The sequence below is a fragment of the Nonomuraea sp. NPDC050663 genome, assembly GCF_044456985.1.
GTDB lineage: Bacteria > Actinomycetota > Actinomycetes > Streptosporangiales > Streptosporangiaceae > Nonomuraea.
In genome coordinates this window covers 79,111-101,747 of record NZ_JBITGL010000009.1, presented here as the reverse complement: position 1 = coordinate 101,747, position 22,637 = coordinate 79,111, and the positions used below count along the sequence as shown (strand labels likewise).

Sequence of the window (22,637 nt, the reverse complement as noted above, 5' to 3'; positions counted from 1 at the left end):
TGGCATGTTCGGCACATCGATCCCGATCAACATGATCAAGGGATCGATGATGCTCTACTACGTCGACATCCTCGGACTGGACGTCCGCGCGTACGGTGTCGTCATGGTGATCTACGGGATCATCGACGCGATCGACAACCCGCTGCTCGGCCACCTGTCCGACCACACCAGGACCCGCTTCGGGCGGCGGCGCCCCTGGCTCGTCGTGGGCGCCCCGCTGCTCGCGGCCTCCATGATCGCGTTCTTCTCGGCGCCGACGTCCCTCGACGGCATGGGTCTCGTCCTGTGGTTCGCGGTGTTCGCGATCCTGTGCGAGGCGTTCGACTCGCTGCTCAACGCCAACTACGGCGCGCTGCTGCCCGAGCTCTACCCTCACGAGCGTGACCGGGCCGTCGCCAACAGCCTGCGGCAGGGCTTCCAGCTCGTGGCCCTGGTGATCGCCCTGGCGATCACGCCGCGGCTCACCACGCAGGTGTTCGGCACCGAGACCTCCACTGAGGGCTTCCGGACGACCGCGATCATCTACGCCGTGATCGCGGTCGTCGTGATCGTCTTCATGGCGGTCAGCGCCAGGGAGAACCCCCGCTACTCCACGCGGGAGCGGCTGCTGCCGAGCGTCTGGTCGATCGTGCGCAACCCGCTGTTCTGGAAGGTCGGCTTCACCGGCGCCTGCTACGGCGTGGCCATGGCGCTGGTGTTGGCCGGGCTCCAGTTGTACGTGCGGTACTCACTCGGCCTCCCCGTCGGCGACGCGACCTATCTCCAGGGCGTCGTCATCCTCCTGTCGGCGGTCGGTCTGGCGGTCTGGACACGCGTCGTCGCGCGGCGCGGGGCGTTGTGGACGTGGCGGATCGCCTTCGTCGTCCTGGCTGCGGGATTCGCGGCCCTGTTCTTCGCCACCGGCCTGATCTCCGCCATCGCCGCGGGCGCCCTGCTCGGTGCCGGGTGGTCGGGCATGCTCGCCACCAACGACCTCATCGTGGCCCGCGTGCTCGACGCCGATGCCGCACGCAACGGCGCGCACCGCGAGGGGCTGTTCCTGTCGGCGTTCGGATTCTTCGGCAGGTTGAACGGCAGCGTGACCGGGCTCGCGCTCACCTCGCTCGGGGTGTTCTTCGGCTACAACTCCGGCCACGATCCCGGCCCCGATCCGGGCACGGCCTTTCGCGTGTACCTGTGCGTCTACCCCTTCGTCCTGACCGCCATCGGCGCGCTGGCGGCCCGGTACATCTCGATCCCGGTCGAGCCCGCGCCCGCCGCCGACGACGAACCCGGCGTGGAGCAGCCCCGGTGACCCGTCGCGTCGTGATCACCGCCGACGACCTCGGCCGCGAGGAGGGGAGCACCGAGGTCATCCTCGCCCTGCTCGCCGAGGGCCACGTCAGCGCGACCACCCTCATCTGCGTCTCGCCGCAAGCCGCGCGGGCCGCCGAGCGGGTCAGGGAACTCGGGGTCCTGCCGCGCCTGCACGTGACGTTGACCAGCGAGCACGGCGTCCCGCCGTGGCGCCCGCTCAACGGCACGGCCACGGTCTGCGAGCCCGACGGCACGCTCAGCTCCGACCCGTTCGCGCTCGGGGCCAGGGGCGAGGCGCACGACGTCATCGAGGAGTCGCAGGCGCAACTGCGGTGGATGCGCGAGCACGGCCTGGCCCCCGAGGCCGCCGACTCGCACGCGGGCACCCTGTACGGCCTGCACGGGCGGTCATGGCTGGCCGAGGCGCTGCGGTGGTGCGCCGGCCACGGCCTGGCCTTCCGCCTGCCGCGCGACGCGGGACCCTACGTCGGCGGGCCCCTGCCCCCGCCCCTCGCGGCGGCGCACGAGCAGGCGGTCGCCCTGGCCGACTCGCTCGGGGTGGCCATCCCGCAGACCATCGCCACCAACCGGAGCACGGCCGCCGAGCTCGGCTCCTACGAGCGGCTGCGCGACGACTACCTGCGGCGGCTGGGCGAGCTGCCCGAGGGCACGACCGAGCTGTTCCTGCACCCGTCGCGGGAGGACGCGGTCGCCGGCCCCGACGGCACCGTGCGCGCCTGGGAGGCGCGGCTGCTGCGCGACCCGGTCTGGCACCGGGCCCTGGAGCGCGAACGGGTCGAGGTCGTCAAGGACTGGTGGAGCTGAAGAACGCCACGCTCTCCGCGTCGGTCGGGTAGTACGACTCGATCGCGATCTCGTCGAGGGTGACATCCGTCGGCGTGCCGAACCTGGTGGTCGTGGAGAACAGCCGCACCTCCCTGCCGTCGAAGCGGAAGATCATCGGCGTCGCGACCTCCTGGTGGACCGGCTCCTCGTGCTCGCCCGCCAGGAACTCGTCGTACAGGGCCGCGAGCCCGGCGTCGGGAGCCGACGCGAGCTGGCGGGCGATCCTCACGCGCAGCAGCGAGCGCACCTCGGCCAGGTTGACGATGTGGGGGGCCAGCCCGCGCGGGTCCAGGCCGAGGCGCACCATGTTGACCGGCGGCTCCAGCAGGCCGGGATGGGCCAGGGCGAGGAACGGGTCGAGGGCGCGGTTGGCCATCACGATGTTCCACGAGCGGTCGATGACCAGCGCGGGGTACGGCTCGTGCGCGCGCAGGACCCTGGCGACCGCCTCCCACGCCGCCGCCAGCGCCTCCCCGTCGAGGGGCCGCTCCTGGTAGCGGGGCGCGAAGCCGGCGGCGAGCAGCAGGTGGTTGCGCTCGCGCAGCGGCACGTCGAGATGGTCGGCCAGGCGCAGGATCATGCGGACGCTCGGATGGGACTTGCCGGTCTCGACCAGGCTGACGTGGCGGGCCGACACGTCGGCGGCGATCGCCAGGTCGAGCTGGCTGAGCCTGCGCCGATGCCGCCACTGCCGCACTAGCTCCCCGACGGTGTTCATGGGCGCCGATGCTACTCCTCGGCGGACGGAACGCCATGACATGGGATTTCATCGACAAGCGCCGCACGGGGCGGGAAGACTGCCGGGCATGACTACGGAGAACAACAAGGCCATCGTCCAGCAGGCGCTCGCGGCCCTGGTCGCGACCGGTGACGTCGGGGCGCTCGCCCCGCTGCTGAGCGACGGTTTCGTCCATCACCGTCCCGACGCCAACGACCGTGACAAGGCCGCCTGGCTCGACGCCGTGCGCGCCGCGCTCGTCCCGCTGGAGGGCATGCGGGTGGAGATCAAGCACGTGCTGGCCGACGGGGACCACGTCGTGATGCACTCGCGGCGCGGCCTGCCCGGCGGGGCGGACATCGTGGTGGTCGACGTGTGGCGGCTCGACGACGGGCTGATCGCCGAGGCGTGGGAGATCATCGAACCGGTGTCCGAGGCCGACGCGCACCTGTCGTGGTGGGAGCCCGCGGGATCGTGACGACCCGTCGGGAGCAGGATCCTGATCGCCGCGCCCGTCCGGATCACGGCCGGGGACAGCAGTCCCGCGCGCGCCCCGGCCGCGCTCATCTCGACCGCCCACCACATGGTGACGAACGCCGCGGCCGAGGCCGGGACCACCTGCACGGCGAACGGCAGCGTGCCCGCCAGCAGCAGAGCGTCGAGCAGGATGTAGGCGCCGCAGCCGACCAGGCCCGCGGTGCTCCAGCGGCGGGCCCTGGCGTCGCCGGCCAGCAGCGTCTCCAGGCGCGCGACCACGGGAACCAGCGCGACGTACTGGAGCAGGCTGAGGATGTCGTTCAGCTGGCCGTACCCCGTCGGGTCCGACGAGGAGACCCACGGCCTGGCGACGGCGGAGAACAGCACCAGGAAGGTGACGGCGGCCAGGCCCAGCAGGCCGCTGGCCAGCGCGGCCCAGCGCGCGGCGGCGGTACGGCTCAGCGGGACGGCGTTCACGGTCGGGCTCCTATTCTCGGGAGTTGCCCGCCGGGCCGCCGACGAGGAACGGCGTGGTGACTCCCTCGTACATGAGGTGCACCATGAGCCCTTCGCGGGCGTGCGGCAGGTTGTGGCAGTGGTCGACCCAGACTCCGGGGTTGCCGGCCCGGAAGGCGACCTCGTACGACTCGCCGTCCTCGACGTTGAGCGAGTCGGTCCACCAGGGGCTGCCGGTGGCGGGCACGCCGTCGCGCGACAACACCAGGACGCGGTGGCCGTGCAGGTGCATGGGATGGACCTCGCCGCTGGTGTTGGCGATCGTCATGCGGACCACGTCTCCCTCGGCGACCGTGAACACCGGGACGTCGGGGTAGAGGCGGCCGTTGACGGTCCAGAACAGGCCCGGCACGCCGTCGAGGAAGCCGGGGCGGCGGCCGATCTCGTAGCGGAAGGAGCGGTCGGGCCGGGCGTCGGCCAGGGGGCGGGCTGCGGGCGTGCCGTACGTCAGCAGGTCGAGCGTCGCGGCCGGGCGCCTGGACGGCGGCAGCGTGCCGCTGCCCAGGACCACCGAGAGCGGCCCGCCGATCTGCACGCGCACGGGGCTGCCGTCGGCCGGCATGCGCACCTCGACGTCGGCGCGCGCGCCGGAGGTGACGAGGATCGCCGCCCGCTCGACGGGGCCCGGCGCGTTCAGGTCGGTGCCGTCGACGGCGACCAGGCGCGGGGCGGTGTCCAGCGTGCCGGTGACCCACATCGGGATGGGCCCGTTGTCGGTGTTGACCACGCGGACCCTGACGGCCGCGCCGGGCAGCGCGGGCACGGCGAGATCGGTGTCGGAGCCGTTGATCGTGCGCACGCCCTGGTAGAGGTGGGTCAGGGCGGTGACGTCGATCGCCTCGGACTGGCGCTCCGGCCGCACGACCACGGCGCCGAGCAGCCCTCCGATGACCTGCTCGTGCGACATCTGGTGGGAGTGGTACCAGAACGTGCCCGCCCGGTCGGCGACGAAGCGGTAGGTGAAGCTGCGCCCCGGCGCGACCGCGTCCTGGGTGACGCCGGCGACGCCGTCCATCGCCGCCGGGACGTCGATGCCGTGCCAGTGCAGCGTGATGCCGTCGGGCACCGACGCGTTGACGAGCGTCACCTGGACGAGCTGGCCCACCACGGCGGTGATCTGCGGCCCCGGCGAGCGGCCGTTGAGCGTGTACCCGTCGATCCGGCGTCCCGAGGCCAGGCGGAACCGTTCCTGGCGGGCGGTCAGCGTCATCTCGACGTCGGCCTCGCGGGAAGGGTCGGCGATCAGGGAGGTGAGGTCCCGGCCGCCCTGATGCGACCCGTGCCCGTAGCCGTGCCCGTGGTCGTGCACGGAGTAGGTCGGGGGCAGCAGGCTGGCCTGCCAGAACCACGCGAGCGGCCCGATGACGGCCAGCGTGGCAGCGCCGGCCGTCATCAGGCGCAGGCGAGGGCCGATCTTCATGCCGCCGCCGTGGCGGACGCCTGCGCGGGCACGGCCCTGGCCACCCTGCGCCCGGTGTACAGCGCCGCGGCGAACAGCAGCAGCGCGTTGAAGCCGTGCACGGCGCCCATCCACGGGACGCCGCCCCGGCTGAACCCTCCGAGCAGGGCCTGGGCGGCGACCAGCGCCAGCACCAGCCCGGCGAACTTCGCGCCGCCCGGGATCCTGGCGAAGAACGACACGATCAGCAGGATCAGCGCCAGGGCCGGGATGACGATGTGGCCGTTGACGCCGTGCAGCATGAGCCCGATGACCTCGGGGAAGGGCAGGTCGCCCTCGCCCTCCATCACGGACTTCTCGAAGATGTTGCCCTCCGAGACCCACTTGCCGAGTCCCGCGATGCCCAGGGCGATCAGCATCGACTGGATGGCCACCTCGGCGGCGATGACGTAGGCGAGGATCTTGTAGGTGGTTTTCATGGTCTCCGTCCCTGTGGTGTTCCGTGCGAGCAGTGCGACGCCGAGCGGACCGGCGCCCAGCAGGTATGGGGCGCCCGGGTGGGCGGTGAACAGGCTGAGCGCCGCCAGCACCACGACGGCCGCGCCCGCGGCCGGCCGGACGAGACCGGCGCGGCGGGCGGCCTGGGCCAGCGCGGCGACGCCCCCGGCGGCGGCGAACAGCACGGCGAGCCGGGTGCCGGGCACCGAGGTGACCGGCAGGCTGGCCGCGACCGTCCCGGCCGAGGCGGCCGCCGCCAGCAGGGCCAGCGCGCAGGCGGCCAGGCGGCGGCTGGCGCGCCCGGCCAGCTCGCGGTGGAGCAGCGCGACCGCCACGGCCGCCGGCCACGCCCCCACCGTCCGCAGGACCGTCTCACCGGGCGCAGGCACGGGCACGGGCACGGATGGCGGCATGGACGCGGAGCCGGGCAGGGCAGCGGGCAGAGAGCCGGGCAGAGAGCCGGGCAGGGCGGCGGGCAGGGCGGGCAGGGCGGGCAGGGCGGCGGTCAGGAGGGCGGCCAGGCAGAGGATGGCCGAGGCCACCAGCCCCAGCGCGCCGTCCCTCGACTTCCCCATGACCGCCAGGGTCGGCGGACGGGCGTCCCGGCGTCATGGGGCAGATGTCCCAGGCACCCAGGGAAGTCGGGGGCGGACGTGCTCGTCGCCGACTACGGGGGGCGGCTCAGGCCAGGCCGAGAGACCGGGACAGCGCGTCTCTCCAGGCCGTGCGCTCACTCTCCCGCCGGTCGGCCGACCAGCGCGGCTCCCACTCGCCGTCCGTGCCGGCCAGGCCGCGCACCTCCTCGGCGGAGCTCCACACGCCCGCCGCCAGCCCGGCGGCGAACGCGACGCCGAGCGCGGTGCTCTCCCGGCTCGCCGCCCGGCTGACCGGCAGGCCGAGGACGTCGGCCTGTGCCTGCATGCAGACGTCGCTGCGGGTGACGCCGCCGTCCACCCGGAGGGAAGCGGGTTCGACGTCCATCGCGTCCAGCACGTCGGCGGTCTGGTGGGCGATCGCCTCCAGAGCCGCGCGGGCGACGTGCGCTCGGCCGGTGGCCGCGGTCAGCCCGACCAGCACGCCCCTGGCGTCGGCCCGCCAGTGCGGGCTGAACAGTCCGGAGAACGCGGGGACCAGGTAGGTCCCCTGGGTGGAGTCGACCGTGGCGGCCAGAGTGCTCGCCTCCTCCAGGTCGGCGATGACGCCCAGGCCGTCACGCAGCCACCGCAGCAGCGACCCGGCCACCGGCACCGCGCCCTCGACGGCGTAGGCGCGGCCGTGCCGGCCCAGGTCGTAGCCGAGGGTGCTGAGCAGGCCGGTGGAGGCGACCGGCCGTGCCCCGGTGTTCATCAGCAGGAAGCTGCCCGTGCCGTAGGTGTTCTTGGCCTCGCCCTGCCGTACGCGGCCGTGGCCGAGCAGGGCGGCGTGCTGGTCGCCGAGGACGGCTCTGACCGGCAGGGCGCGGGGACCCGCCGCGCCGCCGGGGTCGGTCGTGATCTCGGCCAGCGCGGCGGCCGGGACGCCGAACAGCTCCAGCAGCTCAGGGTCCCACGCCGAGGTCCGCAGGTCGGCGAGCTGGGTACGGCAGGCGTTGGTCGGGTCGGTGAGGTGCACGGGGGCGTCGAGCAGATGGCGCAGCAGCCAGGAGTCCAGGGTGCCCAGCGCCGCCTTCCCCCGTTCGGCCGACGCCCGCAGCCCTTCGGTCTCGTCGAGCAGCCAGCGCATCTTCACCGCGGAGAAGTAGGTGGCGAACGGCAGGCCGGTGCGCCGCTTGACGTCCGCCTCCCGGCCGGTGGCGCGCACCTTCTCGACGAGGCCGGCCGTGCGGGTGTCGTGCCAGACCACGGCCGGGGTGAGCGCCCGGCCGGACGCGAGGTCCCAGGCCAGCGTGGTCTCTCGCTGGTTGGTCAGCCCGACGGCGGCCAGGTCGGCCGGGGTCAGCCGGGCTTTGCGGAGCGCCGCGGCGATCACCGCACGTGTCTGTTCCAGGATCTCCTCGGGGTCCTGCTCGGTCCAGCCCGGCCGGGGATGGCGCTGGCCGTGCTCGGCCTGGGCGTGGGCCACGACCCTGCCACGCTCGTCGTAGACGAGGAATCGGGTGCTGGTCGTGCCCTGGTCAATCGCGCCGACCAGGGCGTCGCTACGCACGCGCGGGCCTGTCCGCGGACAGGCCGTGCATCAACGAGGCCGCCTCGGCGTCGTCGGTGAGGGCGAGCGCCCTCTGCTCTGCATGGACGTGACGCAGGTAGTCGTCGATCTCCGCGCTGACGCGTTCGCCGTCCCAGCCGAGCTCGGCGGCCATCAGCCCGGCGGCGGCCGCGGCGGCCGCCTCGCCCCGGTCGGGTGTCTCGGTCGCCACGCGCAGCCTCCTGACCAGCACGTCCGCGAGCCGGCGGGCCTTCTCGTGACGTACGGACCACACCACTTCGGCCCGCAGGTGCCTGGGCGCGCCGGCGAGCGGCTCCAGCAGCCCGGGTACGGCTCGCGCCTGGTCGAGCAGTTCCTCGGTCTCGTCGCCGTAGCGCCGCAGGAGGTGCCCTACGGCCGCCGAGCCGAGCCCGTGCCGCTCGGCCAGCCGGTCGGCCCCCGCGCGGGTGGCGGCGTACCAGGCCGCGCCGAGCAGCGGCAGCCGGTGGGTCTGCGACGGCGCCACCTCCTCGTCCCGGAACGCGGCGTTCACGGCGTCGGCCGCCATGACCCGATAGGTGGTGAGCTTGCCTCCGGCCACGGCGAACACGCCGGGCGCCTGCTCGGTGACCACGTGCTCCCGGCTGATCGCCGCCGTGGAGCCGGCGGCGGAGCGGGCGCTGACCAGGGGCCGCACCCCCGCATAGGTGCTGAGCACGTCGGCTCGTCTGATCGGGCGGGCGAGCAGCCGGTTGACCTGCCCGAGCAGGTAGTCGACGTCGGCCGAGGTGGCGGCGACCTCGCCGGGCGCGGCGGGCCACGGGGTGTCGGTCGTGCCGACGATGACCCGGTCGGCCCAGGGGATCAGGAACAGCACGCTGTTCGGGGTGCGGGCGATCACGCCGGTGGTGGTCTCGACGAGCGAGCGGTCGACGACCAGGTGGACGCCCTTCGACATGGTGACGTCGAGCCCGCCCGGCAGGCCGAGGCGCTCGCCCGCCTGGCCGGTCCACGGGCCGAGGGCGAGGAGCACCTTGCGGGGGCGCAGCCGTACCAGCTCGCCGGTTTCCGTGTCGGTCACCTCGACCTGCGGGCGGGCGCCGTCGGCGCCGACCGCGTCCACGCGGGCGCCGGTCGCGATGAGGGCGCCGTGCCGTTCGGCCGTCCTGGCCAGGGCCACGGTGAGGCGGGCGTCGTCCACCTGCGCGTCGAAGTAGCGGATCGCGCCGGACACCCGGCCGGGGTGCAGCGACGGGGCGTGGCCGAGCGTGGAGGCTCGGCCCAGGTGGCGGTGACGCGGGACCCCGGAAGCGCCGGCCAGCACGTCGTAGAGCGCCAGCCCCGCGCCCACGTAGGCTCGCTCCCACGCGGGACCGGTCAGCGGGTAGAGGAACGGGACCGGGCGGACCAGATGGGGCGCGATCCGCTCCAGCAGCAGCTTGCGCTCCGCCAGGGCCTCCCTGACCAGCCCGAACTTGAACTGCTCGAGGTAGCGCAGCCCGCCGTGGACCAGGCGGCTGGACCGGCTGGAGGTGCCGGAGCCGAGGTCTCCCTGCTCGACGAGCCCGACCCGCAGCCCGCGCGCGGCCGCGTCGAGCGCGGCGCCGCAGCCCGTCACCCCACCGCCGATCACCAGCAGGTCGAGCCGCGCGTCGGCCAGTTCTGCGAGGGAGCTCATCGCAGCGCCTCCGCGGGGGCGGCCGCCCGGCCGCTGCGCGCCGACTCCTGCGCCGCGAGCGCGAAGGCCAGCACCTCACGGCCCTGCTCGCCGGTGAGCGACGGCGGGGTGCCGTTGAGCAGGGCGTCCACGAAGTGCTGCCCGGAGCGGATGAAGCTCGACTCCCACCCGGTCGGCATGTCGTCGTAGCCCGTGGTGACGCCGTCGCGGTGCAGGACGACCGCCGGGGCGTCCAGCATCCGGCCGTGGCCGCGGGTGATCCAGATGACGCCGCGGGTGCCGGTGATCTCCACCCGGTCGTCCTGGGCGTAGTGCGCGGTGTCGAGCTTCAGCTCGGGTGAGTAGACGACCTCCAGCGAGCCGACCGCCCCGCCCGGGTGCGTCCAGCTCACCAGGGACGGCGCGTCGATCAGGCCGTCGTAGGCGCTGCCGACGAAGGCGTGCACCTGGTCGGCCAGGCCGAGGAAGTGCCAGGCGATCGCGAACTTGTGGTGCCCGTCGTCGAAGACGAGCGGGCCGCCGCCGCACTGCTCGGGGTCGATCCGCCAGGCGCTCGCCGCGGCGGGCACCTCCCAGGCGGTGGGGCTCCAGCCCGGATTGGACTTCAGCCGGATGCTGCGCACCTCGCCGATCTCGCCGGCCTCGACGAGCTCCTTGGCCCGCTGGACGGGCGGGTAGAAGACGAAGTTCTCGAACACCTTGAACACGACGTCGCGCTCGGCGGCCCTGGCGATCATCGCGTCGGCGTCGGCGAGGTTCGTCGCCATCGGCTTCTGGAGCGAGACGTGCTTGCCGGCGTCCATGGCGTCGAGCGTCACGGGGGCGTGCAGGTGGTGCGGCACGAGGACCTCCACCATGTCGACGTCGTCGCGGGCGAGCAGGTCGCGGTAGTCGGCGTGCCGGTCCCGCCCGGCCACGCCCCAGGCCGCGCCGCGCGTGTCGCGGTTGTCGGCGACGGGATCGCAGACGGCCGTGATCACCGCCTCGGGGTGGTCGAGGTAGGCCTGTGCGTGCAGGTCGGAGATACGACCGCAGCCGATGATGCCAACGCGGATCATTGGGACTCCTGAATCTGTCTCTAGCCCTTGACCGCACCGGCCGTGAGACCGGCGATGAAGTGCTTCTGGAAGGCGATGAAGATCGCGACGGTGGGGAGGCTGGCGAGCACGGCCATGGCGGCCTGCACGCCGTACGCGACGGAGAACTGGCCCTGCTGCTGCAGGATGCCGACCATGACGGTCCGCATGGTGTCCGAGCGGGTGAAGACCAGCGGGTAGAGGAAGTCGTTCCAGATGAAGGTGAACTGGAGCGTGGCGAGCGCGGCCAGCGCGGGTCTGGCCATCGGCAGCACGATGGAGCGCAGGATCCTCGGCTCCCCCGCGCCGTCCACGAGCCCGGCCGCCCGCAGGTCCACCGGGACGCTGCGGAAGAAATTGCGCATGACCAGAGTGCACAGCGAGATGCCGTAGCCCGAGTGCACGACGATCATCGGCCACAACGTGTCGTACAGGCCGGTCGCGTTGAACCCCTGGAACAGGGGGATCAGCAGGATCTGCGGTGGCACGAACAGCCCCGCCAGCAGGAAGAAGCCGATCAGCTCGCCGAAACGCGGCCGCAGTATCGCGATCGTGTACCCGGCGAGCGTGCCGAGCGCCACCGAGAGCAGGGTCGCGGGCACCGTCACCAGGACCGAGTTGAGCAGGTAGCGTCCGGTGCCGCCCGCGGAGAGCGCCTGGAGGTAGTTGTCGAGGCCGAGGCTGCCGCTCGGCGCCCACAGCCCGTGGGCGGCGATGTCGGCGTCGGACTTCAGCGAGGTGTACAGCACGCCCAGGCACGGGACGAGGAACACCACCGCGAAGGCCGCCAGGGCGAGGCCGGGTACCCGGCTGCCCGCACGCGCGCCTCCGGGGGCCAGAGCTGTGTCAGACATGCCGGTCCTTCCAGGCGTTCCAGGCGAAGAACGCGCCGATGATCACGATCGACACGACGAACAGCACGATCGAGACCGCGCTGCCGTAGCCGAAGTCGTAGGTCTTGAACGACACCCGGTAGGCGAGGACGGCGAGCGTCTCGGTCTGGCGGAACGGTCCACCGCCGGTCATCACGTAGACGATGTCGAAGCTCTTCAGCGCGTTGATCAGGCTGAGCGAGATCACGACGACGAACGACGGCCGCAGAGCGGGCAGCACCACCGCGCGCAACCGGTCCCAGGCGCCCGCGCCGTCCATGTGCGCCGCCTCGGTCAGCTCGCGCGGCACGGCGGTGAGACCGGCCAGGAAGATGACCATGGCGAGGCTCACCTGCTGCCAGCCCCAGGCGACCATGACCGCCCAAAGGGCCGTGCCGGGGTCGGACAGCCAGGCCTGGCCCCATGATCCGAGCCCGGCTGCCTCGAGCACGAGGTTGAGCAGGCCGTCCTCTGGCCGGTAGATCCAGAACCAGACCTGGCCGACGACGACGAGGGAGAGCGCGAGCGGGAGGAAGAAGAACGACTTGATCAGCTTGGCGAAGCGCGTGACGCGGCCGAGCGCGAGCGCGAGCGCCAGGCCGACGACGGTCGGGACTGCCACGCCCACCACGGTCCAGAGCAGCGTGTTCTTCAGCGCGCGGCCGAAGCTCGGGTCGGCGGCCATCCGGCGGAACTGGTCCAGCCCGACGAATTCGCCGCCGCCGACCGCGCGCCAGTCGGTGAAGCCGTGCGCGAAGGAGTACAGCGCCGGCCACACGACGGCCAGGCCGTACGCGAGGAGCGGTGCGGCGAGGAATCCCCAGGCCCACCAGGTCCGCCGGATCGTCATCCGGTTACCTCCTTTCTGCCGATCTCAGGGGGTCAGGATCCGGCGAACACGCCGTCGGCCGTGCCCTGCGCTTCCTGGAGCGCGGTGGCGGCGTCGGCGGGGTTGTTCACGAACTGGGCGAGTGCGTTGAGCCCGGCGTCGGACATCTCCGGCGTCGTGGCCAGGTCGTAGTTGAAGGCGAAGACCGGGGACTTCGAGACGACCTCGGCGGCCTTGTGCATGATCTCGTTCTGGGCGCTCAGGTCGGCCTTCGGGTTGGGCGCGAGGGCGCCCTGGGTCAGCGCGATGGTCTGCTGCGCCTCGGGCGAGGCGAGACAGGCGAGCACCTTCTCCGCCCCGGCCTGGTTCCCGGCGCCCGCCGAGATCGCGAAGCCGTCCACCGGGCCGAGCGACGCCTGCGGGATGCCCGCGGTGACCTCGGGGAAGGGGAAGAAGTCGTAGCCCTCGCCGGCCTTGACCTGGTTGCCGTCCCAGTAGCCGCTGATCCAGGTGCCCATGAGGGTCATCGCGGCCTTGCCCGAGGACACCATGTCGCTGGCGTCCGGCCAGTCGTAGCCGTTGGGGTTGTCGTTGAAGTAACCCTTCTCGAAGAGCTGCTTCCAGCGGTCGAACGCCTCGGCGACCTGCGGGTCGGTGTATTTGGCCTTGCCCGCCATGAGCTGGGCGCGGTAGTCGGGGCCCGCCGTGCGCAGCAGGAGGTAGTCGAACCAGAACTGGGCGGGCCAGCGGTTCTTCGACCCCAGCGCGAACGGGGTGATCCCGGCGGCCTTGAGCTTGTCGGCGGTGGCCAGCAGCTCGTCCCAGGTCTTGGGCATCTCCGTGACACCGGCCTTGGCCATGGCCTTCGGGTTGTAGAACATGCCGACGTAGTGATAGTCGAGCGGCAGCAGGTACTTCTTGCCGCTGTAGGTCGCCGCGGCCTCGGTGAGGGTCGCGGGGATGGCCTGGTCGAGGCCCGACTTGGCCCACACGTCGTCGAGCGGCGCGAGGCGCTGCTGGTCCACGAGGTACTGCGTCTTCGCGCCGGCCCAGTACGAGAGCAGGTCGGGCGGGTTGCTGCCGGCGAGCTGGACCAGGATGGCGTCCTTGAACGCCTCCTGCTCTGCGGGGCTGTTCTTGATCTTCTCGCCGGACTTCGTCTGGCACAGCGACAGCACCTGGGCCATCGCCTTGCTGCCGCCCTCGTCGCTGAAGTAGTGGACCATGCTGACCTCGGCGGCGGCCGGGGAGCCCTGGCCCGCCGTACTGTCTCCGGAGCCGCAGGCGGCGGCGAAGAGGGCCGCGGCCGAGGCGGCGGCGGCCAGTTTGACCGCGCGCCGTGGAAGAGCAACGCTGTTGTTCGTCATCCGTGGATCTCCGTGGGTGTCGGTGGGTGGGCGTCGAACTTCGCGGGGACGCGCCCACCCATCTGCTGGGTGATGCGGAACGCTGCGACCGTGACCAGGCGGCCGAGGTCGCCGATCCTCGCCAGGGTGATGCGCGAGGCGGGGCCGGATATCCCGATGGAGGCCAGCGGGACGCCGTGCAGGTTGAAGATCGGGGCGGCGACGCACCTGACATCGAGGTTGAGCTCCTCGTCGTCGATGGCGTAGCCGCGGTGGCGGACCTGCTCCAGGTCGGCGGCGAGGCTGTCGAGCCCCCGGTGGGTGCGCATCGTGAACGCGGTGAACGGCTCAGGGAGCAGCTCGGCCAGTTCCTGCGCGGTGGCCGTGCAGTACAGCGCCTTGCCCGTGGAGGAGGCGTAGATGACCGGCTGGGCGCCGATCTCCGTCTCGACCGTGATGCGGCCGCCCGCCTGCCGTTCCTGCGCGACGTACACTCCGCCGCCGCGGGTCCGTCGGGCCAGGTGCACCGCCTCGCCCGCGGACACGGCCAGCTCGCGCATGACGGGGCCCGCGGTGGTGACGAGGTCGACCCCGCGCAGCACCTGGCCGGCCAGCGAGATCATCCGCGTGGACACCTGGAAGATCTTGGTGGCGTGGTCCTGCTCGACGTAGCCGCGCTCCTCGAGCACGCGCAGGAGCCGGTGGACGTTGCCCTTGTCGGCGTTCACCTCGCGCGCGAGCGCGGTGACGCCGAGTCCTTCCGGGCGGCGGGCGAGCGCTTCGAGCACGTCGAGTCCGGTCAGCAGGGCGCCTGCGGCCCGGGAGGCGGGCAAGGCGTCGGTGGTCTGGTCAGCCATGGCGGTAGTCAAGCCGTCCGGTTGTAGGTGCGTCAACTTCGTTGTGTCAGCAGACATCGAAGTCGGCTCCTTCGTGCGCCTGCAGGACGTGGTCGTGGTGCAGGCGCCGCCAGCCGCGCGCCGGCGGCGCGGGCGGCGCCCAGGCCTCCCGACGGCGCTCCAGCTCGGCCGGGTCCACCATCAGCGACAACTCCCCCGCGGCGACGTCGAGCCGGATCAGGTCGCCGTCGCGGACCAGCGCCAGGGTGCCGCCGACCGCCGCCTCTGGCGAGACGTGCAGGACGACCGTCCCGTAGGCGGTGCCGCTCATCCGGGCGTCGGAGACCCGCACCATGTCGCGCACGCCGGACCTGGCGAGCTTGGCCGGGATCGGCAGCGACCCTGCCTCGGGCATGCCGCCGCCGACCGGCCCGGCGTTGCGCAGTACCAGCACGGACTCAGGGGTGACCGGCAGGCCGGGGTCGTCGATCCGGCGGGCCACGTCCTCGGGCGACTCGAAGACGACGGCCGGGCCCTCGTGCCGCGTCAGCGCGGGCGAGGCCGCCGCCACCTTGATCACCGCGCCGTCGGGTGCGAGATTCCCCCGCAGGACGGCCAGCGCGCCCGTGGGGCCGAGCGGTTCGTCCAGGGAGCGGATCGTGCTCTGCCAGGAGGCGGGCGGGGCGACGTCCGCCAGCCGTTCGCGCAACGTGCCGCCCTCGATCACCGTCACGTCCAGGTCGAGCAGCGGTTCGAGCGCCTTCATCAGCACCGGCACGCCACCGGCTCGGTGCAGGTCCTCCATGTAGCCGACGCCGGCCGGCTTGCAGTCCACCAGCAGCGGCACCCGGGCGGCGATGGCGGCCACGTCGTCTAGCCCGAACCGCAGGCCCGCCCGCCGCGCCACCGCGAGCAGGTGGATCACCGCGTTGGTGGAGCCGCCCAGGGCCAGCAGGACGGTGACCGCGTTGGCCACGGCGCCAGCCGTGACGATGGCGGACGGCCGGCGGCCCGCGCGGGCCGCCTCCACCGCCACCCGCCCCGAGCGCACCCCTGCGCGGAGCCGGTCGCCGGTGGGCGCGGGCGCCGTGGCCGTGCCCGCCGGGCTCATGCCGAGCGCCTCCGCCAAGCAGGCCATCGTGGACGCGGTCCCCATGACCATGCAGGTGCCGCCGGTCGTGGCCAGCGCGCCGCGCACGTCGGCGACGTCGTCGGCGTCGAGTTCCCCGGCACGGTGCCTGGCCCACATCGAGCGGCAGTCGGTGCACGCGCCGAGCCTGGTTCCGCGCCAGGTGCCGGTGAGCATCGCTCCCGCCACCAGCTGGACGGCGGGCACATCGGCGGAGACGGCCGCCATGAGCTGGGCGGGAACGGTCTTGTCGCACCCGCCCGCCAGCACGACGGCGTCCATCGGCTGCGCCCTGACCAGCTCTTCCGTCTCCAGCGCCGCCAGGTTCCTGAAGAGCATCGACGTGGGCGACATGAGGATCTCGGGCAGCGACATCGCCGGGAAGGTCACGGGCAGGCCGCCGGCCTCCAGCACCCCGCGCGCGACCGCCTGCACGAGCTGCGGCATCTCGCGATGACAGGTGGTGAAGCCGCCGCTGGTGTCGGCGATGCCGACGACCGGGCGATCGAGATCCTTCTCGTCGTAGCCGGAGGAGGCGAGGAACGCGCGCCGCAGGAAGCGGCTGAACCCCTCGTCACCGTAGGAGGTGAGCCCCCTGTCCATGCCCTGGACGTTCTCCATCAGGCGCTCCTCAGCCGCAGGTTCACGTACTTGGCGACGGTGTAGTCGTCGAGGCCCTCGCTCCCGCCCTCGCGGCCGAACCCGGACTGCTTGACACCGCCGAACGGCGCCTCCGCCGTGGCGATCGCGAGCTCGTTCACCCCGACCATCCCGGTCTCCAGCTCCTCGGTGGCGCGGAAGGCCGTGGTCAGGTCGTCGGTGAAGACGAACCCGGCCAGCCCGTACGGCGTGGCGTTGGCCCTGCCGATGGCCTCGTCGAAGGTGGAGAACGTCCCGATGGGCGCGATCGGCCCGAACGGCTCCTCTGCCATCACCCGCATGTCGTCCGAGACCCCGCCCAGCACGGTGGGCCGGTAGTAGTGCCCGCCGGGCAGGTCGCAGGGAGCTCCCCCGGCCAGCACCTCGGCCCCGCGTGCCACCGCGTCCTCCACCAGGGCGTGCACCGCCTCCAGCCGTCTGGCCGTGGTCAGCGGGCCCACGTCGGTCGCCGGGTCGCGCCCGTCGCCGACCCGCAGTCCGCGCGTCTCCTCGGCGAACGCCTCGGTGAAGGCCGCGGCGATCTGCTCGTGGACCAGGAACCGGCTGGGCGAGATGCACACCTGACCGGCGTTGCGGAACTTGGCCCGCGCGCACAACCGCGCCGCGCGCACCGGATCGGCGTCGGCGAAGACCAGCACGGGGGCGTGGCCGCCCAGCTCCATGGAGACCGACTTGATCCCGTCCGCGGCCAGCCGCAGCAGCTCCGCCCCGACCGGCACAGAACCGGTGAGGCTGACCTTGCGGATCACGTCCGAGCCGATCAGGTGACGGGAGATCTCAGGACCGTCCCCCGTGACCACGTTGAGCACTCCGGCGGGCAGTCCCGCCTGCTCGGCGAACTCCGCGATGAGCAGCGCCGACAGCGGGGCCTCCGCCGGGGCCATGACGACGACCGAGCACCCGGCGGCCAGCGCGGGCGCGATCTTCCTGGCCGGCAGCAGCGCGGGGAAGTTCCAGGCGGCGAAGGCGGCGACCGGTCCCACCGGCTCGCGTCGCACGAGGATGCGGGTGCCGGGGTCGCGAGCCTCGACAGTCCTGCCGTACACGCGGCGGGCCTCGTCGGCGTACCAGTCGAACTGGTCAGCGGTGGCCAGCACCTCGCCCTCGGCCTGCGCCAGCGGCTTGCCCTGGTCGAGCGTCATGACCAGCGCGAAGCGCTCCGCCTGCGCGCGGATGCGGTCGGCGATGCCGCGCAGGATCCGGGAACGTTCCCAGGGCTGCGTCCGCCGCCACACCTGGAAGCCTTCCCCCGCCGAAGCGAGGGCCAGGTCGAGATCCTCAGGGCGGGCGACGGGCAGGTCCGCGAGGCGGGTGCCGTCCGCGGGATTGTGCACGGCGAAGGTGCGCTCCGCCGTACGCCAGGCGCCGGCGATGTGCATCGCGGCGGGCGGGAACCGGTTCATGGGGTTCACAGTCCGATCTCGTGGCGCAGGTCCTGGGTGTCGGCCACCCAGTTGCCGACGTTCCAACGGCCGTAGGAGGGCAGGCCGCCGTCCGGGTCGTCGCCGAAGTAGACGGGGACGTGGACGATCGACAGGCCGGGGTGGGCGCGGGCCCGGTCGAGCGCGGCGCGCAGTTCGCCCGGGGTAGTGCCGCCGAACAGGGCGTTGACCCCTCTCACCGACGCGCCCCAGGCGACGTAGTCGACGGCGACGTGGTCCCACGTGGCGTGGGCCTTGCCGTACTGGGCCTGTTGCAGGCTGGAGATGGCGGCCATCCGCCGGTTGTCCAGGACGACCACGCACCCGGTCGCGCCGTGCGCCACACCGTCGATGAGCACCTGGGGGTTCATCGTGAACGAACCGTCGCCGGTCACGGCCACGCCGTACCACTCGCGGTCGGACAGCGCGGTGGCCAGCACGGCGCTGGTGGCGAAGCCCATGTAGCTCGCGCCCGCCTCGGTGAAGGAGTCCGCCGAGTCGTCCTGGGCCGACATCTGGAAGCCGTAGGCCTGGACGTCGCCGGCGTCGAAGAAGGTCACCGCGCGGGTCTCGGCCGCCCACTCCGCGATGGTGTGCACGGCGGCGGGCTGGGTGAGCACCTCGCGGTCCCAGACCGGGTCGGGCAGCCGGGGCCTGGCCAGGCGCGCGGCCTTGACCTCCTCCCAGGCGGCCCTGGCCGTACGGCACTCGGCGAGCCACTCGCTGTCCTGCCGCTCCCCGGGGCCGGCGGCCCGTACGGCCTCGATCAGGGCGGCCAGGCTCAGCCGCGCGTCACCGACCAGGGCACTGGTGCGGGCGTAGTGCGTGGCGGCGTCGAGGTCGGCGTTGATGTTGACGACGTGCTGGACGTTCGGGTATCCGGTGCGCGAGGAGTCCGCCTGGCAGACCGATCGGGTGCCGACGGCGACCAGCAGGTCCGCCCGCTCCATCGCGTGGTTGCCGCTCAGCGAGCCCTTCGCCCCGCCGACCATCATCTGCCGCGGGTGGCCCGCGGGAATGATGCCGAGGCTGACCGGTGACATCACGAACACGCCGTCCACCAGTTCGGCCAGTTCCTCCAGCTCGGCCCGGCACTCGCCGGCGCCGCCGCCCACCTTGATCACCACCCGCTCGGCCTGCAGCAGCCTGCGGGCGATCTCGGTGTAGGAGGTGGTGGGGTCGGCCCCTCCGAGCCGCGGCGGTGCGCCGACCGGAAGCTCGTCGAGGTTGAAGCCCTTGATCAGCTCCGGCTGGGTGTTCAGCGGCAGCAGCAGGTAGAAGGGGCCGGGCCGGTACGGGTGGTCGACCTGGTTGAGCCCGCGGCGCAGCGCCGTCGGCAGCGCACGAGGGGTGTGCAGCGAGTAGGCCGGGCCCATCGTGGCCGTCAGCCGGAGGAACAGCCCCTGCTCGGCTCGTGGGATCTGCTGCATGTTGGGGCCTTCGTCCTCGGTGGTCTCATCCCCGTAGAGGTGCCACACGCCGACGCCGTCGCTCGCCGCCACGAGCGATCCGGCCATCGCCTGGAGCGCTCCGGGCCCGATCGAGGTGACGACCGCCGCCTTCTCCCCCGTGACCCACCGCAACGCCGTTGCCGCGTGGGACGCCTCGGTTTCGTGCCGGACGGCGAACGTCCGGAGCACACCCGCGTCCTCGTAGACGCGCAACACCTCGCCCAGCTCGGTCGAGCCGTGGCCGTGCACGGCCACGAACCGGGTGACCCCCTGCCTGACCAGCCCGAGGACGACCGCCTCCGCCATCGAGACGTCGGCCCTGCGCGGCAGCTCGCCACTGTCCAGCGCCGGCTCGAAGCCACCGGCCCGCGCTATCGCCGCCGCTCGCGCGACACGTTCAGCAGTCATCGTGCTTGTCTCCCCCTCCACCGTTCTCCTTCGACGTCGTGGACGTGACGGCGAAGCTACAACGCTGTTGAGGTATGGGCAATGATACGGGCGGCATTTACTACTAATAGCGCCCATTTCGTCACATTTGTTGTCTTAACGACAACGGACGTGACCCCCGTTACTCCGTCGCGCCGCCCAGGCCGGCCTCGCGGGCGCGCACGATCGCCGCGGAGCGGTCGCTCACCTGCAGCTTCGTCAGCACGCTCGACACGTAGTTGCGCACGGTCTTCCCGCTGACCCCCAGCCGCCGCGCGATCGCCCCGTTGTCGAGCCCGCGCGCGACCAGCTCCAGCACCTCCTGCTCCCGCTCGGTGAGCTGCGGGAAGGGCGCCGCCGCGGCGGAGCGCGCGAAGTGGGCGAGCACGCGCCCGGCCACGCCCGCCCCGAACACCGCCTCGCCGCGGGCGACGGCGCGCACAGCGGCCACGATCGCCTCGCCGTCGGCGCCCTTGAGCACGTAGCCGTGCGCCCCGGCTCGCAGCGCCGCCAGCACGTTCTCGTCGCCGCCGTCCATCGTCAGGATGAGCGCCCGGGTGGCCAGCCCGGCGCCGCGCATGCGGGCGGTGACGGTCAGCCCGTCGCCGCCGGGCATGGTGACGTCGAGCACGGCGACGTCGGGGCGGTGCTCCAGGGCCAGCCGCAGCGCCTCCTCGCCGGTGGCCGCGACGCCGCGCACGTCCAGGTCGTCCTCGGCCTCCATCACCGCCCGCAGGCCGGAGGCGAAGACGGGGTGGTCATCGGCGAGGATCAGGCTGATCATCGTGGCCTTCCTGTCTCGCGGGCAGCAGGGCCCGTACGGCGGTGCCGCCGCCGGGCGCGGAGGCCATCGACCAGGTGCCCGCCACCTCGGCCGCCCGTTCCCTCATCGAGTGCAGGCCCACGCCGGGGGTGCGGCGGGGCCGCAGCCCGTGGCCGTCGTCGGTCACCAGCACCTCCAGGTCGCCGCCGACCAGCGTGATCCGCACCTCGCACCTCGTGCCGCCGCTGTGGCGCACGGCGTTGGTGACGGCCTCGACGGCGATGCCGTAGGCGGCCGCCTCGACCGCGGCGGGCAGCGCGGGCATCGGTTCCGGCCCGGTGACCTCGACGTCCAGCTCGACCGCGAGGGCCTGCGCCCTGGCCCTGACCGCGCCGACCACGCCGAGCTCGTCGAGCGCGGGCGGCCGCAGCGCCTCGACCAGGCGCCTGACGTCGTCGATCGACGCGGAGGCCTCGGCGCAGACCTCGTCCAGCAGGCGCCGCGCGGGCGACTGCGCGGGGACGGCCCGTCTGGCCAGGCCGCTCTTGAGCCCGATCGCGGCCAGCGTCGGGCCGAGCCCGTCGTGCAGGTCGCGGCGCAGCCTGCGCCGCTCGGCCTCGCGGGAGGCGACGACCTCGGCGCGTGACCTGACCAGGTCCTCGTGCAGGCGTACCGCCTGCACCGCGGTGCCCACCTGCTGGGCCAGGGAGCCGATGAGCCGCACGTCGATGGGTTCGAGGGGGTCGTCGTGGCCGCGCGCCGACACCCGCAGCCGCCCGATGAGCTCGCCGTGGTGGCGCAGCGGCTCGTCGTGGACCTGCCCGGCGGGGACGCCGTGCTGGGCGGCCTGCCGCAGGGTTCCCGAGCCGTCCGCCAGGTCGATGGCGGCGTACGGCACGCGCAACGAGCGGGCGACCGTCTCGACGATCGCGGGGAGCACGTCGCCCGGCAGGAGGACGGCCTGCAGCCGGGTCCCGAGCCTGGCCAGCGCCCCGGCCGGGTCGTGGCGGTCGCCGTACATCATGCGGTTGACGGTGCTCTGCGCCAGCCCGCGCAGGGGCGCCAGCGCGAGGGCGGCTCCTGCGGCGGCCAGGCCCGCCGCGGCGGTCTGCGACAACCGCAGCCCGCTGACCAGCAGCGTCACCATGGCGGCGTATCCGGCGACGAGGCACGCCACCACGACGGAGTAGACGAGCGACCGGTTGGCGAGCCTCTCGATGTCGAACAGGCGGTGGCGGCGCAGCGCGATCCCGATGCCCGCCACGAACGGCAGGCCCGACAGGCCCATCGCGCCCCACGGCAGGGCCTGCGCCCCGGCGACCAGCTCGGGCAGGTGCCAGCCGGAGATGGCCAGCAGGCTCGACACCACTCCTCCGCCGAGCATCCACCGCATCCTGGCGCGCATCGCCGGGTCGGGGTTGCCGCGGAAGGTGAGGTAACCCCACGTCATCCCGATGACCAGGCTCAGCGCCACGACCGCCGTCTGGCCGGTGTGCACCAGCCCGAGCCAGGCCACCGGGTGGGGGGCGAGCAGCGTGGCGAAGGCGCTCCACAACGCCATCGCCGCCGGCGGGCCGCCGTAGGCCAGGCGGGCGGCCCGCCGGGTGCGTCGGCTCAGGGGACGCCGGGCGGTGAAGACGATGACGAAGGCCAGCAGGCCGCCCCAGGAGATCGAGTAGGCGACGATCGCGTTGAGGTGGAACAGCCACAGGTACGGCCCGCCCGTTGCCAGGGTGAGCGCGGGCAGCCCGGCCGCGACCGTGATCGTGCTGCCGAGCAGGCCCGAGGCGAACACGAGCAGCGGCGCCGTGGCGGGTTCCTCCGGCCGCCGCAGGCGCAGCGCCACGGCCAGCGCGGCCAGCGCCAGCACGAAGACGAGGTTGCCCCAGCCCTGGAGCAGCAGGGGGGAGGGGTCGGAGCGGCCGATGCGCACGGCGACGGTGCGCGAGCCGTCGCGGATCACGTCGTACGGCACGACCCGCCCCTCGCGCGGCGGTTCGATCGTGCCCGGCGCCTCGGACAGCGGCCGCCCGGCGACGCCGGTCACCAGGTCCCCGGTGGCCAGCCACGGGCCGCCGGAGGGGTCGGGGACCTCCACCGTGACGCCCTGCGCGTGCCAGCCGAGCCGCACGGTGGAGCCGTCGGACGGGGTGTCCAGCCGTACGGTCGTCGCGAGCACGCCCAGCACCACCAGCGCCGCGGCGACCACCGCAGGGGTCCTGCGCATGCGTCCATCCTCACCGGCCCCGGCGCCTTCCACCAGGTGGGACTTTCCT

The 22,637-nt window shown here is 73.2% G+C and carries 18 protein-coding genes; 3 read left to right on the top strand and 15 right to left on the bottom strand.

Translation table 11 applies throughout. From position 1 onward, the window contains the following. The first annotated feature begins 4 nt into the window (after window positions 1-4). On the top strand, window positions 5-1,294 hold the full coding sequence (locus ACIBH1_RS27745; protein ID WP_397316867.1) for an MFS transporter: 1,290 nt from the start codon (window positions 5-7) through the stop codon (window positions 1,292-1,294). After that, window positions 1,291-2,121 carry a ChbG/HpnK family deacetylase gene (locus ACIBH1_RS27740; RefSeq protein WP_397316866.1) on the top strand — a complete coding sequence of 277 codons (831 nt, stop codon included), beginning with the start codon at window positions 1,291-1,293 and terminating at the stop codon, window positions 2,119-2,121. Before ACIBH1_RS27745 ends, ACIBH1_RS27740 begins: the two co-directional genes overlap by 4 nt. On the opposite strand, the gene ACIBH1_RS27735 is transcribed toward ACIBH1_RS27740, so the two are convergent. After that, window positions 2,102-2,860 (bottom strand): helix-turn-helix domain-containing protein, encoded by a 759-nt coding sequence (locus ACIBH1_RS27735; protein WP_397316865.1) that lies wholly within the window; start codon window positions 2,858-2,860, stop codon window positions 2,102-2,104. The genes ACIBH1_RS27740 and ACIBH1_RS27735 overlap by 20 nt on opposite strands. Here ACIBH1_RS27735 and ACIBH1_RS27730 point away from each other — a divergent pair. Beyond that, window positions 2,859-3,338 (top strand): nuclear transport factor 2 family protein, encoded by a 480-nt coding sequence (locus ACIBH1_RS27730; RefSeq protein WP_397316864.1) that lies wholly within the window; start codon window positions 2,859-2,861, stop codon window positions 3,336-3,338. The genes ACIBH1_RS27735 and ACIBH1_RS27730 overlap by 2 nt on opposite strands. 486 nt (window positions 3,339-3,824) lie before the next feature. Here the strand turns inward: ACIBH1_RS27730 and ACIBH1_RS27725 are convergent, their stop codons facing one another. The 14 genes from ACIBH1_RS27725 to ACIBH1_RS27660 all read right to left on the bottom strand — a co-directional run bounded on the left by ACIBH1_RS27725 (window position 3,825) and on the right by ACIBH1_RS27660 (window position 22,588). After that, window positions 3,825-5,273 (bottom strand): multicopper oxidase family protein, encoded by a 1,449-nt coding sequence (locus tag ACIBH1_RS27725; protein ID WP_397316863.1) that lies wholly within the window; start codon window positions 5,271-5,273, stop codon window positions 3,825-3,827. Next, on the bottom strand, window positions 5,270-6,325 hold the full coding sequence (locus ACIBH1_RS27720) for a hypothetical protein (RefSeq protein WP_397316862.1): 1,056 nt from the start codon (window positions 6,323-6,325) through the stop codon (window positions 5,270-5,272). The genes ACIBH1_RS27725 and ACIBH1_RS27720 overlap by 4 nt, the downstream gene beginning before the upstream one ends. 106 nt (window positions 6,326-6,431) lie before the next feature. Further along, window positions 6,432-7,895: an FGGY family carbohydrate kinase gene (locus ACIBH1_RS27715; protein ID WP_397316861.1), complete on the bottom strand. Its 1,464-nt coding sequence runs from the start codon at window positions 7,893-7,895 to the stop codon at window positions 6,432-6,434. Next, a complete protein-coding gene (locus tag ACIBH1_RS27710) occupies window positions 7,888-9,552 on the bottom strand; it encodes an FAD-dependent oxidoreductase (protein ID WP_397316860.1) in 1,665 nt (554 codons plus the stop codon). Before ACIBH1_RS27710 ends, ACIBH1_RS27715 begins: the two co-directional genes overlap by 8 nt. Beyond that, complete coding sequence (locus ACIBH1_RS27705) at window positions 9,549-10,610, bottom strand: Gfo/Idh/MocA family protein (protein WP_397316859.1); 1,062 nt, start codon at window positions 10,608-10,610, stop codon at window positions 9,549-9,551. Before ACIBH1_RS27705 ends, ACIBH1_RS27710 begins: the two co-directional genes overlap by 4 nt. A 20-nt stretch (window positions 10,611-10,630) precedes the next feature. Then, a complete protein-coding gene (locus tag ACIBH1_RS27700) occupies window positions 10,631-11,482 on the bottom strand; it encodes a carbohydrate ABC transporter permease (protein ID WP_397316858.1) in 852 nt (283 codons plus the stop codon). Next, window positions 11,475-12,350, bottom strand: a complete 876-nt coding sequence (locus tag ACIBH1_RS27695) for a carbohydrate ABC transporter permease (protein ID WP_397316857.1) — start codon at window positions 12,348-12,350, stop codon at window positions 11,475-11,477. The genes ACIBH1_RS27700 and ACIBH1_RS27695 overlap by 8 nt, the downstream gene beginning before the upstream one ends. A 32-nt stretch (window positions 12,351-12,382) precedes the next feature. Further along, window positions 12,383-13,696: an ABC transporter substrate-binding protein gene (locus tag ACIBH1_RS27690; protein WP_397316856.1), complete on the bottom strand. Its 1,314-nt coding sequence runs from the start codon at window positions 13,694-13,696 to the stop codon at window positions 12,383-12,385. Beyond that, a complete protein-coding gene (locus ACIBH1_RS27685) occupies window positions 13,693-14,532 on the bottom strand; it encodes an IclR family transcriptional regulator (protein WP_397316855.1) in 840 nt (279 codons plus the stop codon). The genes ACIBH1_RS27690 and ACIBH1_RS27685 overlap by 4 nt, the downstream gene beginning before the upstream one ends. A 46-nt stretch (window positions 14,533-14,578) precedes the next feature. Then, on the bottom strand, window positions 14,579-16,261 hold the full coding sequence (locus tag ACIBH1_RS27680) for a dihydroxy-acid dehydratase (RefSeq protein WP_397316854.1): 1,683 nt from the start codon (window positions 16,259-16,261) through the stop codon (window positions 14,579-14,581). Next, entirely contained in the window at window positions 16,261-17,703 is a 1,443-nt protein-coding gene (locus ACIBH1_RS27675) for an NAD-dependent succinate-semialdehyde dehydrogenase (RefSeq protein WP_397316853.1), read from the bottom strand. Before ACIBH1_RS27675 ends, ACIBH1_RS27680 begins: the two co-directional genes overlap by 1 nt. A 5-nt stretch (window positions 17,704-17,708) precedes the next feature. Next, window positions 17,709-19,580 (bottom strand): thiamine pyrophosphate-binding protein, encoded by a 1,872-nt coding sequence (locus ACIBH1_RS27670; protein ID WP_397316852.1) that lies wholly within the window; start codon window positions 19,578-19,580, stop codon window positions 17,709-17,711. Window positions 19,581-19,740: 160 nt separating this feature from the next. Then, on the bottom strand, window positions 19,741-20,382 hold the full coding sequence (locus ACIBH1_RS27665) for a response regulator (RefSeq protein WP_397316851.1): 642 nt from the start codon (window positions 20,380-20,382) through the stop codon (window positions 19,741-19,743). Next, the gene (locus tag ACIBH1_RS27660) at window positions 20,357-22,588 is read right to left on the bottom strand and encodes a sensor histidine kinase (protein ID WP_397316850.1); all 2,232 of its coding nucleotides are present in this window, start codon (window positions 22,586-22,588) and stop codon (window positions 20,357-20,359) included. Before ACIBH1_RS27660 ends, ACIBH1_RS27665 begins: the two co-directional genes overlap by 26 nt. Between the last annotated feature and the right edge of the window lie 49 nt (window positions 22,589-22,637).

What these genes read in the sequence shown, in the direction of transcription:
- ACIBH1_RS27745 (WP_397316867.1), top strand. Translation starts at nt 5, where the DNA reads ATGTTCGGCACATCGATCCCGATCAACATGATCAAGGGATCGATGATG.
- ACIBH1_RS27730 (WP_397316864.1), top strand. Translation starts at nt 2,859, where the DNA reads ATGGGCGCCGATGCTACTCCTCGGCGGACGGAACGCCATGACATGGGA.
- ACIBH1_RS27735 (WP_397316865.1), bottom strand. Translation starts at nt 2,860, where the DNA reads ATGAACACCGTCGGGGAGCTAGTGCGGCAGTGGCGGCATCGGCGCAGG.
- ACIBH1_RS27725 (WP_397316863.1), bottom strand. Translation starts at nt 5,273, where the DNA reads ATGAAGATCGGCCCTCGCCTGCGCCTGATGACGGCCGGCGCTGCCACG.
- ACIBH1_RS27720 (WP_397316862.1), bottom strand. Translation starts at nt 6,325, where the DNA reads ATGGGGAAGTCGAGGGACGGCGCGCTGGGGCTGGTGGCCTCGGCCATC.
- ACIBH1_RS27710 (WP_397316860.1), bottom strand. Translation starts at nt 9,552, where the DNA reads ATGAGCTCCCTCGCAGAACTGGCCGACGCGCGGCTCGACCTGCTGGTG.
- ACIBH1_RS27705 (WP_397316859.1), bottom strand. Translation starts at nt 10,610, where the DNA reads ATGATCCGCGTTGGCATCATCGGCTGCGGTCGTATCTCCGACCTGCAC.
- ACIBH1_RS27700 (WP_397316858.1), bottom strand. Translation starts at nt 11,482, where the DNA reads ATGTCTGACACAGCTCTGGCCCCCGGAGGCGCGCGTGCGGGCAGCCGG.
- ACIBH1_RS27695 (WP_397316857.1), bottom strand. Translation starts at nt 12,350, where the DNA reads ATGACGATCCGGCGGACCTGGTGGGCCTGGGGATTCCTCGCCGCACCG.
- ACIBH1_RS27690 (WP_397316856.1), bottom strand. Translation starts at nt 13,696, where the DNA reads ATGACGAACAACAGCGTTGCTCTTCCACGGCGCGCGGTCAAACTGGCC.
- ACIBH1_RS27685 (WP_397316855.1), bottom strand. Translation starts at nt 14,532, where the DNA reads ATGGCTGACCAGACCACCGACGCCTTGCCCGCCTCCCGGGCCGCAGGC.
- ACIBH1_RS27680 (WP_397316854.1), bottom strand. Translation starts at nt 16,261, where the DNA reads ATGGAGAACGTCCAGGGCATGGACAGGGGGCTCACCTCCTACGGTGAC.
- ACIBH1_RS27675 (WP_397316853.1), bottom strand. Translation starts at nt 17,703, where the DNA reads ATGAACCGGTTCCCGCCCGCCGCGATGCACATCGCCGGCGCCTGGCGT.
- ACIBH1_RS27670 (WP_397316852.1), bottom strand. Translation starts at nt 19,580, where the DNA reads ATGACTGCTGAACGTGTCGCGCGAGCGGCGGCGATAGCGCGGGCCGGT.
- ACIBH1_RS27665 (WP_397316851.1), bottom strand. Translation starts at nt 20,382, where the DNA reads ATGATCAGCCTGATCCTCGCCGATGACCACCCCGTCTTCGCCTCCGGC.
- ACIBH1_RS27660 (WP_397316850.1), bottom strand. Translation starts at nt 22,588, where the DNA reads ATGCGCAGGACCCCTGCGGTGGTCGCCGCGGCGCTGGTGGTGCTGGGC.